The organism is Tepidisphaeraceae bacterium, from assembly GCA_035998445.1.
In the GTDB taxonomy this organism is placed as follows: domain Bacteria; phylum Planctomycetota; class Phycisphaerae; order Tepidisphaerales; family Tepidisphaeraceae; genus DASYHQ01.
The window spans coordinates 135,054-149,921 of sequence record DASYHQ010000051.1; the positions used below are offsets into that span (position 1 = coordinate 135,054).

General features: G+C 63.7%; 11 protein-coding genes. 5 read left to right on the forward strand and 6 right to left on the reverse strand.

The features are described from left to right. Positions 1-145: 145 nt before the first annotated feature. The 4 genes from VGN72_19585 to VGN72_19600 form a co-directional block, all read right to left on the reverse strand. Positions 146-742, reverse strand: coding sequence for a GNAT family N-acetyltransferase (locus VGN72_19585; GenBank protein HEV7301576.1), 597 nt, complete (start codon positions 740-742; stop codon positions 146-148). A gap of 601 nt (positions 743-1,343) precedes the next feature. Continuing rightward, positions 1,344-1,499 (reverse strand): hypothetical protein, encoded by a 156-nt coding sequence (locus VGN72_19590; protein HEV7301577.1) that lies wholly within the window; start codon positions 1,497-1,499, stop codon positions 1,344-1,346. Positions 1,500-1,674: 175 nt separating this feature from the next. After that, complete coding sequence (locus VGN72_19595; protein ID HEV7301578.1) at positions 1,675-2,544, reverse strand: hypothetical protein; 870 nt, start codon at positions 2,542-2,544, stop codon at positions 1,675-1,677. A gap of 338 nt (positions 2,545-2,882) precedes the next feature. Next, the gene (locus VGN72_19600) at positions 2,883-3,896 is read right to left on the reverse strand and encodes a HEAT repeat domain-containing protein (GenBank protein HEV7301579.1); all 1,014 of its coding nucleotides are present in this window, start codon (positions 3,894-3,896) and stop codon (positions 2,883-2,885) included. 183 nt (positions 3,897-4,079) lie between these two features. On the opposite strand from VGN72_19600, the gene VGN72_19605 reads away from it, so the two are divergent. The 3 genes from VGN72_19605 to VGN72_19615 all read left to right on the forward strand — a co-directional run bounded on the left by VGN72_19605 (position 4,080) and on the right by VGN72_19615 (position 9,803). Then, positions 4,080-5,924: an ABC-F family ATP-binding cassette domain-containing protein gene (locus VGN72_19605; GenBank protein HEV7301580.1), complete on the forward strand. Its 1,845-nt coding sequence runs from the start codon at positions 4,080-4,082 to the stop codon at positions 5,922-5,924. Positions 5,925-6,279: 355 nt separating this feature from the next. Further along, positions 6,280-8,373, forward strand: a complete 2,094-nt coding sequence (locus VGN72_19610; protein HEV7301581.1) for an autotransporter-associated beta strand repeat-containing protein — start codon at positions 6,280-6,282, stop codon at positions 8,371-8,373. A 332-nt stretch (positions 8,374-8,705) separates the two neighbouring features. Continuing rightward, positions 8,706-9,803 (forward strand): Gfo/Idh/MocA family oxidoreductase, encoded by a 1,098-nt coding sequence (locus VGN72_19615; GenBank protein ID HEV7301582.1) that lies wholly within the window; start codon positions 8,706-8,708, stop codon positions 9,801-9,803. 282 nt (positions 9,804-10,085) lie between these two features. Here the strand turns inward: VGN72_19615 and VGN72_19620 are convergent, their stop codons facing one another. After that, positions 10,086-10,490: a sialate O-acetylesterase gene (locus VGN72_19620; protein ID HEV7301583.1), complete on the reverse strand. Its 405-nt coding sequence runs from the start codon at positions 10,488-10,490 to the stop codon at positions 10,086-10,088. 390 nt (positions 10,491-10,880) lie between these two features. Here VGN72_19620 and VGN72_19625 point away from each other — a divergent pair, with 390 nt between their 5' ends. Further along, on the forward strand, positions 10,881-11,966 hold the full coding sequence (locus VGN72_19625; GenBank protein ID HEV7301584.1) for a low specificity L-threonine aldolase: 1,086 nt from the start codon (positions 10,881-10,883) through the stop codon (positions 11,964-11,966). A 206-nt stretch (positions 11,967-12,172) separates the two neighbouring features. Continuing rightward, positions 12,173-14,422 (forward strand): sugar-binding protein, encoded by a 2,250-nt coding sequence (locus tag VGN72_19630; protein ID HEV7301585.1) that lies wholly within the window; start codon positions 12,173-12,175, stop codon positions 14,420-14,422. Positions 14,423-14,526: 104 nt separating this feature from the next. On the opposite strand, the gene VGN72_19635 is transcribed toward VGN72_19630, so the two are convergent. Then, the coding region (locus tag VGN72_19635) for a hypothetical protein (GenBank protein HEV7301586.1) at positions 14,527-14,868 on the reverse strand (342 nt) is incomplete at its 5' end.

The window sequence follows — 14,868 nt, forward strand, 5'->3', positions numbered from 1 at the left end:
TCAACATTGGGACACCTAGTTCGTGCGCAGCAACCCATCCCCAATCCTGATCTTCAAGAATCGCCTTAACTGCGTTTTGACCATTCAGAAAACATATTCCTCCATCCTTCGACGACATTAACTGCATGTGTTTGTGTACCGATCATCACAGGTCGATGCGGTACCGGTTCTTCTCGGTCTCGCCGCGTTGGCGCAGCAAGTGGTTGTGGGGCAGGGGGACGACATCGACGAAGGTCGCGCCGAGGCGTTCGATGGTGCGGCGGGAGGCGATGTTGGTCGGGTTGCAGGTGATCCAGACCGGCCGCACGTTGTGGGCTTTGGCCAGCGGCAGGATGAGCCGGGTCGCCCGTTCGGCGAAGTGGTGGCCGCGGGCGGGGGGGAAGACGTTGTACCCGACGTGGCCGATGTACTGCACGATGTCCGGTGTGTCGCCGATGCGCAGCGCGACCGACCCCACCACGCGCGGGCGGTCGCCGCTACCGTCGTTCCAGAGCATCCAGAACTGGTAGCTCGGCACGCGCCCCAGCATCAGGTCCGCCGGCTGACGGCCGCCGTCCATTTGCGCCAGGAACTCCAACACCTGCCCGCGCGACATTGCGGCCACCTCTGGTTCTAACTCCTGGGTCAGTGGATGGCGCAGCGTCGCGAGCATCCCGTCCACAAGCAGGTGCGACGGGGCGACCAACTCCAGCTCGCGATCGACGAGCGGAAACGGATTCAGAAATCGGAATCGACCGAACACGGGAGGGGGAGGTAGAAGGCTTGTAGAAGAACCAGACTATTAAGAACACGGTTCCATGAAGCGTCACGGCTTGCCGTCGGTCATCCGTCGAGAGTGTTAAAAAACATCGGACTTACGCACTGGACGATCCGACGTCATCCTGAGGTACTCCGAAGGATCTCCCCCCGTATTTGCTTCAAGCGGAAAGAGATCCATCGGAGTACCTCAGGATGACGAGTTGCGCCATTGGTGCATGAAGTGCATAGGTCCGAAAAACATTTGTCGCAGCTGCCTTTCCGTGGGCATGGGCGTCTCGCCCATGCGTGTCGAGTGGAACGAGCAATTCCATTTATGGGCTGCTGCGCCGACCACGCCGCTGCAACCAATCTTGTCATCCGGCCTCACGACAGGCATGGGCGAGACGCCCATGCTACGGTCGGAGCCGACGCGGCACTGTCTATAACACCCTCTCAGGACGGCCGTAGTTCAACCCGAAAAGAAGAGAAGCCTGACCGATCCTTCTTTGAATCTGTCAGGCGACTTCTTGTGCGGCTCGAACTACTGATCGCCAGAAACAAGCTACGGACACGCGTCTGTCTCGCGTGCCCGGTCCCGTTCCGTTTTACCAAAGCCCGTTGCCACCAAACAGTTCGCGGGCACGCATCCACAGCAGGATGAGCCCGACGAGGCTCAGGGCAAAGCCCGCGCCCGCTAAAGCGGTGTAGGCATTATTGGTGGGGGCCACTTCAACGATATCGACGCCACCGGCTCGGCTCATGATTTAACTCCGCTTGTGCGTGGTCTTTGCAGACAGTGTCGGAATGAATGATTTTGCTTTGGAACCGTCGTCCTGAGGTACTCCAAGGGATCGCTTCGTCTCGCGCTTGGGACAGAAGAGATCCTTCGGGGTACCTCAGGATGACATTCGGGGCACTAGCCGCACTCGGCTCGCCTTACAGCTGCGTCTTCACTTCGGCGCCCGGGGCGATCGAGGCGGTCTCGGGACCGGCGATGCGGCCCGCGGCTTCGTTGGCCTCGACGGCCGTCACGGTCAGCGTGCCCAGGAACTTGCCCGTGCCGCGTTCGACAACGTTGAACTGCATGCCCTTGCTCACGCTGTCGGCGCTGCCGACCGAGATCGTGGCGTACATGCTGCCGGCGAGATCTTCGACCTTGCGGATGACACCGTTGATCGGCGGACCCACGCGGGCACCGGCGGCGACGGCGTTGGGCGAGTCGACTTCGATGCCGGCGGCCCTGGCCTGGTTGCCGATGCGGTCGACCGTGCTGCGCGCGTCGGCCAGCTGCTCGGCCAGGAAGCGGCGCTCACGCTCGGTGACGTCCAGCTGGTTGGTCAGGTCGCTGATGCGCGAGTTGAGCTGCGATGCCTCGGTCACCCGGGTGTCGAGCGTGCCGCGCAACTGGGCGACGGCGTCGTTCAGCTTCGTCTGGGCGTCCTGGCTGGCCTTGACGGCCTCGGCCAACTTGGCGTTCTCGGCCAGCTGCAACGCCGACTTGCTCGAGGCGTCGGCGAGGGTCGCGGCCTGCTCGTTGTTACGACGCTGGGCATCGGCGAGCGACGCCTTCAGCGTGTCGACCGTGCCGGCCATCGTGTTGACGTTGCTCTTGTACGTCGAGACCTCGGCCGCCAGGGCCTGCGTCTCCTCTATACGCTGGTTCTCGGCCCGCTGCGCTCGAGCGGTCGCCGCGTCGGCGTCGGCGCGGAAATCTTGTTGCTTGTTGACGAACACGATCACACCGGCAACCAGCATGGCCGAGATGATCACATGAAGGGCGACGAACGTTTTAGTCAGCGGGCTCAAGGCGGGCTCCTTTTGACAGGCCGTCTACAAGGGTGAGGGGACACGTCCCAATTCGGCTCGCAACCGTTTCGCAACCGCAAATATCACCGACATCTGCCGTGCACTTCGTGGGGAACCGTAACCATTGGGAACTGCTGCAGGGTCGAACGCCTCCGCGCGTCCGCGTCGTCCGATCCGGCCAGAACGACTTAGGACCACTCGTTAATCCTAATCTACGACATACAAGTGTCAAGTTTTTCCGGGCGTTGCGCGAGGCCGATAATTGATGCGGTAGTGGGCAGTCGACAGTAGTTCATGGGCAGAAAGGAAGGGCGACTCGGCCGTCCTTCAGATAGAAACTAGTCAGCCAACTGCAGGATCGCGCCGGCGGTGGCGACGCGGACGTCGGTGTTGTTGTCCTTCAGCAGGGGAGACAGCGCATCGATCGCGTCGGGTCGGCTGATGGCGCCCAAGGCCAGCGCGCCGAGCGTGCGTTTGCGGGGGTCGACACTTTTGAGGCCGGTGGTGGCGATCGTGTACCCCTCGTCGCTGCCGAGCATGCCCATGGCGCGGGCGGCGACGAGGCGCACTTCCTCATAGTCGGCCGTCAGACCCCCGCGCACGTGCTCGATGATCCGCCGATCGCGCGGCTGGGCCAACGCGATGAACGCGACCATCTGGTCGTCCGGATACGCGCTGACCGCGGCCGCGGCCAGGTTGGCCAGGCCCCGTTCCTGTCCGAGCCGCCAGAGCGCCTCGGCCACCTGCAGGCGCACGATCGCGTCGCGGTCGCCTTGCATGGGACGAAGGAGCTTTACGGCGCTGGGCTCTTCGAGCATGCCCAGGACCATCGCGGTCATCCCGCGAATGCGGGCGTTGTCGCTTTGGACGAACAGCTCCAAATCGCGCGACAGCCGGGTGTCGCCCAGGCGGTGCAGCGCGAAGCGGACGGCGATCTGCACGAAGTTGTCCTCGTCCGCCGCCAGCTTCAGCAAAGCCGGGTAAGCCGCCGACAGTTTCAGTTCACCCACCGCCAGCGCCGCGGCGGTGCGGGCGATGGGAGCCGGGTCTTCCAATGCTGCGACGATCTCTTTTTCAAACACCGTGGGGGTGGATTGACGCATCGCCTCGATCGTGTGGGCGCGAATGAGGCCGTCGGACGACTTCAACCCGGCCCGCAGTTCCACGGTCGCGGCGGTGACCTGTTCCGGGGAGATCGTCACCTGCCGGACCGGAGGGGCGGCCGGCGGTTGCTTCGACCGCGGCGTGAGTTTGGCCGCGAGCGGTTGCTGGGGTTTGGGTTTGCCGGCAGGGGCGCAACCGATGACCGTCGCCGTGCCCAAAATAGCGGTGAATAGGAGAAAACGTCGCATAATAGCGTTATCGGACTAAGTGCCAGTGGGAATGTAGTCGTCGGCGATCTTTTGTGAGATCGCGGTTCTCATCGCAGAATTTGAACCGTTTCACCGATCGATCATTCAGCTATGGCCGCATCTCCTTCGACGCCCCCGCCGCTAGCCGCTACAATCTTGCCCCCGCGATTGAAGCGGGTACTTATGGCCCTGCTGCAATCGATTAAAAACCTCAGTAAGTCGTTCGGCGTTCGCCCGCTGTTTCGTGGCATCAACATCAGCTTCGACGACACCGAACGCACAGGGCTTATCGGCCCGAATGGCGCCGGTAAGTCCACGCTGCTCAAGATCTTAGCAGGAATTGAAGCCCCCGATGAGGGCACGCTGGAAGGCCGGCGGAACCTGCGGCTGGGATACCTGGCGCAGGCGGATGAATTCCCGGCTGGCCAGACCGTCGAAGGCGCCATGCTGGCCGCCGTCGCGGACGTGCCGGGCGACGAACACGAGCATCATGTCGACATCTCGATCCTGCTGGATAAGGTCGGCTTCAAGGACGTCGACCAGAAAGCCAACACCCTCTCGGGCGGTTGGAAAAAACGGCTGGCGGTCGCGCAGCAGCTCATTCGCAAGCCTGACCTGCTGCTGTTGGACGAGCCGACGAACCACCTCGACCTCGATGGTATCCTCTGGCTGGAAAGGCTCTTGCTGTCGAGCAAGTTCGCGTTCGTCACGATCAGCCACGACCGGGCGTTCCTCGAACGGGTGACCAACCGTACGGTAGAGCTAAGTCGTTCGTATGCCGACGGTTACCTTAGCATCAGCGGCCCGTACAGCGCGTTCGTCGAGAAACGGGCCGAGTACCTCGCGGCCCAATCATCGCGGCAGCAGTCGCTGGCGTCGCAGGTTCGGGGTGAGATCGAATGGCTCCGCCGCGGTCCTAAGGCGCGCGGCACTAAGGCCAAGGGGCGCATCCAGCAGGCCGGCGAGATGATGACCGATCTGGCCGAGCTGAAGACCCGCAACAACCAAGGCGGCACCGCCCAGATCGACTTTTCCGCCACCGCGAGGCAGACGCGCAAGCTGATTAACGTCGAGAGGGTCGCCAAAACCCTCGGCGATCGTAAACTGCTGACAGACATTAGCTTCGTGCTTGCCCCCGGCACCAAGCTGGGCCTGATCGGCCCCAACGGTAGCGGCAAAAGCACGCTGATTCGCCTGCTCTCGGGCCAACTGGAACCCGACGCCGGCACCATTCGCCGGGCCGATGCGTTAAAGGTTGTCGTGTTCGATCAGAACCGCGCCCAGCTCGACCCCATGCTCACGCTGCGCGACGCGCTCTCGCCCACAGGTGACACGGTCTACTACGCCGGCGGCTCGCAGCATGTGACCGGTTGGGCCCAGCGGTTCCTGTTCCGCACCGAACAGCTCGACCTGCCGGTGGGCCAACTGTCTGGTGGTGAGAAGGCGCGGGTGATGATCGCCCGCATGATGCTCGAGCCGGCCGACGTGCTGATCTTGGACGAACCGACCAACGACCTCGACATCCCCTCGCTCGGCGTGATCGAACAAAGCCTCGACACCTTCCCCGGCGCCTTGGTCCTGGTCACGCACGACCGCTTCATGCTCGAACGCCTGACGACCGACATCCTCGGCCTCGACGGCCGCGGCAACGCGAACCTCGTCGCCGATGTTGACCAGTACCTGCAGTGGCGCGAAACGCAAGCTGCGACCAAATCGACACCTGCGAGGCAGGCGACCGGGAACAGCGCCAGTAAGCCCGCGGCTAAACCGTCGGTCAATCCGTCGCTTGCGCCCACGGCTGCAACGAAGAAGCTGTCGTACATGGAGCAGCGAGAGTTGGACGGCATTGAGGCGAAGATCCACACCGCCGAGGCCGCCCTGGCGACCGCCGAGGCAGAGGCCCACGATCCCAAGTTGGCCGCCGACTGGCAAAAGTCCCACGACCTCTTCGCGCAGGTCGAAACTGCCCGGCAGCAGGTGCAGAAGCTGTACGCGCGATGGGAAGAACTCGAGTCACGTCGACAGTAAAATCGGCAGACGTGACCCTTGCCCCAGGCGTGGGCAATCAATCGTAAAAAGCCTGGGCGTATTTGACTGTACGAAAAGCTGAGGTATGTTCAGTGCAACAGTTTAGTCAGATGCGTTGTCTTTTGCTTTTTTAGGGTTGGCATTGCGATAACCGCAACGGGCACCTCGATCACTCCAAGTAAACTTGTTGAAATAACCAGACTGCCACGTTGCCCCAGGCATCCTGGCATAGTTAATTCTCTATGGCCTGTCGGTCTGTAGTGAAGGTGGACGAGGTGTCTCTCTCCACTTTGTTGGCGTACCGTCGAAAATGAGATTCCCCGGAGGACAGATGAAGTCGTGCGAAGTGCAACACTTGCGTCAGTTGGTTCTGCTTGCGGCTGTGATGGCGACGCTCGGTGGCGGAACAATGGCTGGCGCGGCCACCTACGAGTGGCAACCCGTCGCGGCCGGCACGTACTCGTGGAACAACGACACCCACACCGTCTCCGCAAGCGACGATGACGACAACTGGAACGCCGGGCCAGACGCCAGCACCGTCTTCCCGAACGCCGCGCAGGACGTGGCGAACGTCAACAACGACATCGTTGGCAACGTCGGCATCAACCTACAGCAGGACGTCACCATCGGTGTTCTGAACCTCGGCGATGCCAACGGCAGCAATGCGTTCGCGTTGAACTCTGGCGTTGCCGGCAGCAGGCTCACGTTCGACAATGGCTCATCGGCAGCGCAGGTGAACCTCCGCAACGAGGGCACGGTCACCCACACGATCGGCGCCCCGATTGCGCTGAACTCAAACCTCAACATCGATCTGGCCGCCAGCATCGTCGCCACCAATTCGGCGCGTCTTACGTTGAGCGGCAACATGACGCTCAACAATCGCACGGTCACCGTAACCGGCGGTTACGTTGGCGGCGCGAATGAAGCCAACCAAATCACCTTGGCGGGTGGCGACACCCTGATCGGCAACGGCACGATCGTCAACAACAGCAACTCGCCGCTGGTGATCACCGGCGACAAGAGCCTCTTTACCGGCACGTTGATCGCCAACGGCCAAGGCGTGGGCGGCAGCAACACGGGCACGTTCACCCTCACCCAGGCATCGGTCCGCAACGCGGCCGAGATCGTCATCAACGGCAACCACAACGGTTCGTCGCAACTCGGTGGCAGCGTGCACATCGGTACCGGCAGCACGCTGGCCCCTGCGATAAACCAGCGCCTGACCCAGAACCGCGTCACCATGAACGGTGGGCTGCTCAACATAGGCGGCATCCCGTTGGCGCCTGGCAATACAACCACGGTGCAGACGGAAAACGTCGCCAACCTGGACTTCAACAGCGGCTACGCCTTCGTCAACATGACCGCGTCGAACACGACCGGGGGCAACCTGCTGAACGTGGCGACCCTTGAGCGAGGTGAGGGCGCGACCGTGTTCTTCCGTCAGAGCGCGCCACAAACCAACGCGTCCGGCGCCGTTTACGCACGCTTCGCTGCAGGGAACGCCGATTCGTTCGTAGTCGGTTCGACCGCCACCAGCGGCAACGCGACCCGCGTCATCCCGTGGATGATCTCCTCGACGAACGTCAGCAACCTCGGCATCGGCGGACTTGCGACATACGACGCCGTCGAAGGTTTCCGCCCGCTGCGCACCGGCGAGTTTGCCGAATCGTTGACGAGCGGCGCCAACGTCAAGGTCGGCGGGACCGACAATCTCTCGCAGGATTACACACTCAACTCGCTGCAGCACACCGGCAATGCCGTCTCCAACATGATGCCCAACGCGTCCACCCCACGGACGATCACGATCAACAGCGGCGCGCTGGCGTTCAACAGCAACAACTCTGGCATCGGCGCCGCGGGCAACAACAACGGTCGGGCGGGCACGCTCGACTTTGCCGGGGTCGAGGCGGTCGTCATCAACACCTCGGCCAACACCAACAGCATCGGCGCCGCCATCACCAACGCCAGCGGCCTGACCAAGGGGGGCACCGGCACGCTCGTCCTCACGGGCGACAACGACTACAGCGGTAACACGAACGTCTCCGGCGGCACGCTTCGCGTCGGTGACGGCACCTACGCCTCGAACCTCGGCGACGGCGACGTCACCGTGCATGCCGGTGCCCTGCTCGACCTGCTGTCCGACGAGGCGATCAACGACGCCGCGACCCTGTCGCTCCTGTCCCAGGGGTTGTTCAACGGCAAGGTGAACATCGGTGAAAACCTCGTCGAGACGATCGGCTCGCTGATCCTGGCCGGCGATATCTACGGCGAAGGTTACTACGGGTCCAGCGCCGCGGCGTCGGCCAACCCATCCTTGATGGTGAACGTCAACGACACGTACTTCACCGGCACGGGTGTGCTCGAGGTCGCGGCCGTCCCCGAGCCGGGCAGCCTTGCCCTGCTGGGCATGGCGGCCCTGGCGACGCTCCGGCGTCAACGTCGGGCCTAACAGGGCCGATTCATGAAGGTGAAATAGCGGGCCTGGCCTCTCGTGCGACGCACGGATGCCAGGCCCGTTGACTTTCCCGAGCGATCGTTTCTTCGCCATAAGAGCCGCAACCGATAGACAGATTCGAGTGCTATGCCGGAATAGCCAACGTTCGGAAACTGCCGGTACTTCATGACAGGCCTGATGATGCGCCGGCGTCGATCGGCTGCTTGGATTGTCGTTCCGATGCGCCGCTCGCGGCATTCTTGTAGGCTGATAGGCTGATCGGTGGTGGGGGCGAATCGTTTCAGGTTCTTCGCACGCGTTGCGTTGTCTATTTGAAGGAGCACTGGATGAGGATCGCACTCAACGGCCAGTTGGCCGACGAGCGTCGCGTGCGCGTGGGGTTTATCGGGTGTGGGTCGCACGCGTTTCGCAATGTTTTCCCGGCGTTTCAGTTCACGCCGATCGAGCTGGTGGCGACGTGCGACCTGCAGCTGGACCGGGCGCGGGCGTACGCCAGGCAGTTCGGCGCTGCCGATGCGTACGACGATCCCGAGCGGATGCTGTCGCGCGACGATATCGACGCCGTGTTTATCGTCACCAATTACGACGAGCGGATGCGCCCGCGTTACCCGCAACTGGCCGCCCGCGCGATGGCGGCGGGCAAGCACGTGTGGATGGAGAAGCCACCCGCCGCCACGTTGGCCGATGTCGACCTGATGCGCGACGCCGCCCAGAAGCACCGCCGGCACGCGATGGTCGGCTTTAAGAAGATGTTCGCGCCGGCCAACCGGAAGGCGAAATCGCTGGCGAGCGGTGCCGACTTTGGCCAGCTGTCGATGATCACGATGCAGTACCCGCAGTACGTGCCGGAACCGGGCGACATCAAACGGTACCTCGCCGGCGAGCCGGTCGGCACGGCCCGCGATTTTCTGGACCACCTCTGCCACCCGATGAGCCTCCTGCTCATGCTGAACGGCATGCCGCGCGACCTCGTCTACCAGCGCAGCCGCTTTGGCGCGGGCGCGCTGACCTTCACGTACGCCGACGGCGTGGTCGCCAGCATGGCGTTCACGCATGGCATGGCCAACGACGGTGGCATGGAACGCACGATGCTGGTCTCCGACCGCGGCCGGCACATTACCGTCGAGAACAACACCCGCGTCACCTATCGCCGCACGCCACCCAACCTGGGCTACGGCACGTCGCCCGACTACTTCCAAGGCGACCCCGATCAGGCCAGCAACATCTGGGAGCCGGAGGTGTCGCTGGGCCAGTTGTATAACAAGGCGATGTTCCTGCTGGGGTACTACGCCGAGGTACAGGCGTTCGCCGAGTGCGTGTTGAACGACCAGGCGCCCACGTTAGGGTCACTGGAACACGCGCGGCAAGTCACACGCGTGTTCGAAGCGTTCGCCAGTCCGCCTGGGCAGGTCATCACGCTTTGATGTCGGTGGCTGGCTTTCCCGTTGCCGGCCACCGATGTCGATGCGGCGTATCATTTGGCTAGATCTCAGGCGCAGATCGTGCAAGATGTGACATAACGCGCGTGGACAGCGGACGTTTCGAACCGGTACTACATCATTTCTGCTGGTATGTGAATTAAGGCAACACAACTGCCCACGCCGACTACATGAATGCGCCACGCACCGCCGATGGAGGCGCAAGCTGCGGGGGTGTCGTGCGGGGTGTGAAGCGGGCGGGTTCAACCCGCGCATCTCATGAGAGGTTTAGCAAGGTCTGGATCGATGGGCTTGCGGCGCCGTCGCACGGTATAACGGCTTCACGTCGAACGGCGAGCCGCCGACTGCGCACGGCACAAGGCCGATCGTGATCGACCGCCTTTGCTTCACCATGGCCGTGGCGAACGCGATGCCCGGCCCTACGCCCGGATCGATGTGCCCGATCTTCCCGTGAATCGGATCACGCGCGACGACCCAACGGCCGTGGGGACCTTGGACGTCCAGCGCCAGCACGCGCGCATCGTCCACTTGCGCGTCGAGGTCTCGCGTGTCGCGGCCGGCCATGTTCGACTGACCCATCAGCAGGTAGACGTGGAACTGCGCCTTCGCTGGCGGCTGCACGACACGTGGGGCCGGTTGCGTGGCAGGTGCCGTGGTGGCCTGCGCCGGCACGGCGGATACTGTGATTCCAGCAGCAGGGTTGGCTGCCTCAAAACCTCGGCCGACGAACTGGACGATGAACAGTTAACAATGGGCATTACAATTGTTGGGGTCAGAATCCGCGGCATTCTGGGCCAGACGCAACGTATTGCGATAAGCAACCGCGCACCGCTCGCGAGGTATGGAGATGCAAAGGCCGGGGAACTCGGCTTGTTTCTTTATGCCGCCCGACCCGCCGTGCCGAGATCGCCTGCCGGTGGATCGCATCTTTCGGTTGACGATCGTGCCAAGCCCTAGGACGATGCTGCGAGTGCGCCGGCCGCGAGCGCCAGAGTGGGGGCAAAGCGGCGCGCTGATCGAACCGTGCGCCACGCGTGCCGAGCAAAGTACGGGAGAGCCTGCATGTCCACCTTGCCTGCAAACGCCTCGTCGACCGCATCACCGCTGCGCCGTCGCAACTTTGCCAGCGACAATGGCAGCGGTGTCTGCCCGGAGGTGTGGGAGGCGATGCGCGCCGCCGACGCCGCCGGGCACTGCCCCGGGTACGGCAACGACGAGTGGACGCGCCGCGCCAGCGACCTGATCCGCGCGACGTTCGAGCAGCCGCAGGCCGACGTCTACTTCGTCTTCACCGGCACGGCCGCCAACAGCTTGGCGCTGTCGAGCCTGTGCCAGAGCTACCACGCGATCGTCTGCCACGAACTGGCCCACGTCGAGACCGACGAGTGCGGCGCGCCCGAGTTCTTCTCCAACGGCAGCAAGATCATCACCTGCCCCGGCGACCAGGGAAAGCTGCAGCCTGCGACGGTCGAGCAGCTCGTCGTCCGCCGCACCGACATCCACTTCCCGCGCCCGCGCGTGCTGAGCCTGACGCAGACAAGCGAACTGGGCACGGTCTACGCGCCGGCGGAGGTCGCGGCGCTGTCGGCGGTCGCGAAGCGGCACGGGATGCGCGTGCACATGGACGGCGCACGCTTCGCCAACGCGGTCGCCTCGCTCGGCTGCGCGCCGGCGGAGGTCACGTGGCGCGCGGGCGTGGACGTGCTGTCGTTCGGTGGCACGAAGAACGGCATGGCGGTCGGCGACGCGGTCGTCTTCTTCGACCGGGCGCTCGGCGAGGAGTTCGCCTACCGCTGCAAGCAGGCGGGGCAGTTGGCGAGCAAGATGCGTTACCTGTCGGCCCCGTGGCTGGCGTCGCTGAACGACGACGTCTGGCTGCGCCGCGCCGGCCACGCCAACGCGATGGCCCGCCGGCTGGCGACGGGGCTGGGGCAAGTGGAGGGGGTAAGCCTGCCGCTGCCGACGCAGGGCAACGTCGTCTTCGCGAACCTGCCGGCGGCGCGGCTGGCGCACCTGGCGGGGCGCGGCTGGCGGTTCTACACGTTCATCGGTGTCGTCGGCGCCGCGCGGTTCGTCTGCTCGTGGGACACCACCGAGCAGGACGTCGACGATCTGCTGGCCGACGTCGCATCGGCGACAGCGAACTAGCAGGATGTCCCGCAGTCTCACAGGAGACTGCGCGCCGCCCGCACCAGCCGCTCGTGTACTGTCCGATAGCTCCTCCTACGGTTCCGCTGACTTCGTTCACAGAAGTTCAGCTATGCAATATTTGGAAAAAAAATACAACTGTTGTATATTGATGATGCGGTTACTCGTTGCCCAAGATGTTTATTCGTTTGAATGGAGGATATCCGATGGTTTTTCGATTCGTGGCTACGCTGGCGATCCTTGTGTGGGGCTGCTGCGCCGGGCTCGTAATAGCGGCACCGTCGGTCACCATTCCAGCGGCCGCGCCAAGCAACCTGTTCCAGCCGGGGGATTCGATCGCCTTCGACGTGCGCCTCACCGGTATGTCGGCGGGGAACGTCGAGGTCAGCGCCCGCGTCACCGATTACTTCGGCAAGGAAGTTTGGTCGAAGAACCAATCCGTGCCGGCCGGTGATGACGGCAACGCGTTGCTACCGGTCAAGCTGGAACAACTCGGAAACGGTTACTACGAACTGCATGTCTCGGCCCGGCAGGGCGGGGGTGACGAGGCCCGAGCCAAAACGATGGTCAGCTTCGGCGTCGCGCCGTTCGTCGAGCGCTCCGCTGCAGAGGTACGCGAGAAGGAGTACCGCTTCGGTCTGAAAAAGTGGAACTGGAGTTCGCCCCTGCGCGGCACGGAATGGGACGAGCGTAAGGCCGTCGCTGCTTCGGTCAAGCTCGGGCTGCAGTGGACGCGCGAAATGCTCCAGGAGCAACGGCACCTCGGCACGATCGAGATGATCGAAACGTACCCGATGAACGTCGTGATGAAGATCGAACGCTTCCCCGCCGAGATGTACGACGAGCAACGCTACGGTCCGAAGGCGGCCTGGGAGGCCGAACAGGGCAAGGGGCACTGGGTGCTCAAAACGTTGCCGCAGAAAGCGCCCTATCAGAAGTGGCTGCGCGAGCACGTAAGCAAAATTCCCGCCGAACAGAACGTGTTCGAGATCTGGAACGAGCCGTGGGACAAGATGAACCCGGAGGACTTCGCCGAACTATGTAAGTGGATCGCCGAGGTCGTGTTCGACGTTCGCCCCAACGCCATCCTCGGTCCGAACCTGCTCGGTTCCACCAGCGACTATTACTTCGATGCCCGCTTCATCAAGGCCGGCGGCATGGAACGCATGAACATGGTGGCGCTGCACCCGTACGGCAACTCGGCCGACCGCGAGTGGCTGCGCAGCTACCGCAAGTGGATCAACGAGAAGGCCGGTCGCCCGATCGACATCTACGTGACCGAGTTCGGCTCACCGTCCACACCGGAAGGCCCCGGCCGACGGTCCGAGCAGGAACAGGCGCAGCGCGTGGTGTCGCAGTCGCTTTACCTGTTCGCCGAGGGCGTCACGGTCTTCATGCCGCACACGATGGGCCAATCGGAACGCGATCCGACATACCTCGAGGAATGGTACGGCCTGTTCCGCTTCAGCCACGAGCCCAAGCCTGCCATCATCGCCTATGCTAACACGGCCCGCCTGATCGACGGCAGCCGGTATGTGGGTGACCTCTGGTACGGCCCGGGCGTCGACGCGATACTGTTCGAGCGCGACGGCACGTTCACGTTGGCCTTGGGCACCCGATCGGAAAAGGCGGAGGTCGAGGTCGAGCCGGGCGTCGAGCAAGTGACGCTAATCGACATGGTCGGCACCGAAACGAAGCGAGCCGTGACCGACGGTAAGCTGCGCCTGCCGGTCAGCGCCGATTGGACTTACCTCGTCGGCGTAAGCCCGTCGCTGGAAACCAAGGCCTCCACCGAACTGCGGCCCGACCGGTATCCAAGTGATGCCAAGCAGGCACGCAATCAACGCCAGCTCGCCCGCATGTCCGCACCGCCCACGTTCGACGGCCGCTTCGATGACTGGAAGAACGCCACCCAACTGGCCATGATCAACCCGAAGGTCAACGGCAACGACGCCAGCGGCACCGGTTACCTCGCGTGGGACGCCGACCATCTCTACGTCGGCGTGAACATGCGCGATAATCAGGTCCACAACACCCAGCCGCAGGCGAAGCTCTACCTGCACGACTCGCTCGAGCTCTTCGTCAGCACCGTGCCCCGCGACGAGGGCGCGGGCGCCGCGCCCACCGACCACCAGTTCTTCATCACGCCCACCTCTGGCGAGAAGCGCGCGATGTTCACCGAGGTGATGGACTCGCCTGACACCTCGGTGCAGGAGGACGTGAAGGAGGGCAAGTCCCACATTGGCCCCGGCGGCAACGGATGGGTGGCCGAGGTCGCGATTCCGTGGTCGCGCCTGAGCGACTTCAAGCCGAAGCCGGGCGCGAAGATCGCGATCGAGATGCGCGTGAACGACGCCGACACGGCCCACGAGCGGTTCAAGATCGATCCGAGCGACGCCCAAGGCGTGCCGCCGCTCGACCCACCGAGGTGGTCGCTGCATGAACTGGTCGAATAGCCTGCCGTGCTTGTTGTCAGTTTCGTGGCGGCGCGAGAGCGGCCGCACTGGCCTGTGAATGGCTGGTGCGGCCGCTGCGCTAGATCGAGCTGTCGCAGGCCTACTTAGGCGGCCTTGCTGAACTCACCGAAGTCGCCGTTATCGTCATCAAATGGGATGGCGGCCGCGGCGGCGGATTTGGGGGCGACGCGCTTTGGTGACTTGGTCTTGACCGGGGTCTTCGCGGTGGACGACGCGTGCGGCCGGACGGATGCCGCTGTCGTCTGCGTGCGTCCGGCAGCGGCCGACTTACCGCTAACGAGCGCGACCAGTTCCCCGACGACGCCCGACAGCTGCTCGGCCTGGCTGCTGAGCTCCTCGGCCGCCGCGGCGCACTCCTCGGCCGACGCGGCGTTGCCCTGCGTCACCTGGTCCATCTGCGTCACCGCCGTGTTCACCTGACCGAT

Bases quoted from the DNA above. Each gene is read 5' to 3' on its own strand.
- VGN72_19590 (HEV7301577.1), bottom strand. From the start codon at position 1,499: ATGAGCCGAGCCGGTGGCGTCGATATCGTTGAAGTGGCCCCCACCAAT.
- VGN72_19600 (HEV7301579.1), bottom strand. From the start codon at position 3,896: ATGCGACGTTTTCTCCTATTCACCGCTATTTTGGGCACGGCGACGGTC.
- VGN72_19605 (HEV7301580.1), top strand. From the start codon at position 4,080: ATGGCCCTGCTGCAATCGATTAAAAACCTCAGTAAGTCGTTCGGCGTT.
- VGN72_19615 (HEV7301582.1), top strand. From the start codon at position 8,706: ATGAGGATCGCACTCAACGGCCAGTTGGCCGACGAGCGTCGCGTGCGC.
- VGN72_19625 (HEV7301584.1), top strand. From the start codon at position 10,881: ATGTCCACCTTGCCTGCAAACGCCTCGTCGACCGCATCACCGCTGCGC.
- VGN72_19630 (HEV7301585.1), top strand. From the start codon at position 12,173: ATGGTTTTTCGATTCGTGGCTACGCTGGCGATCCTTGTGTGGGGCTGC.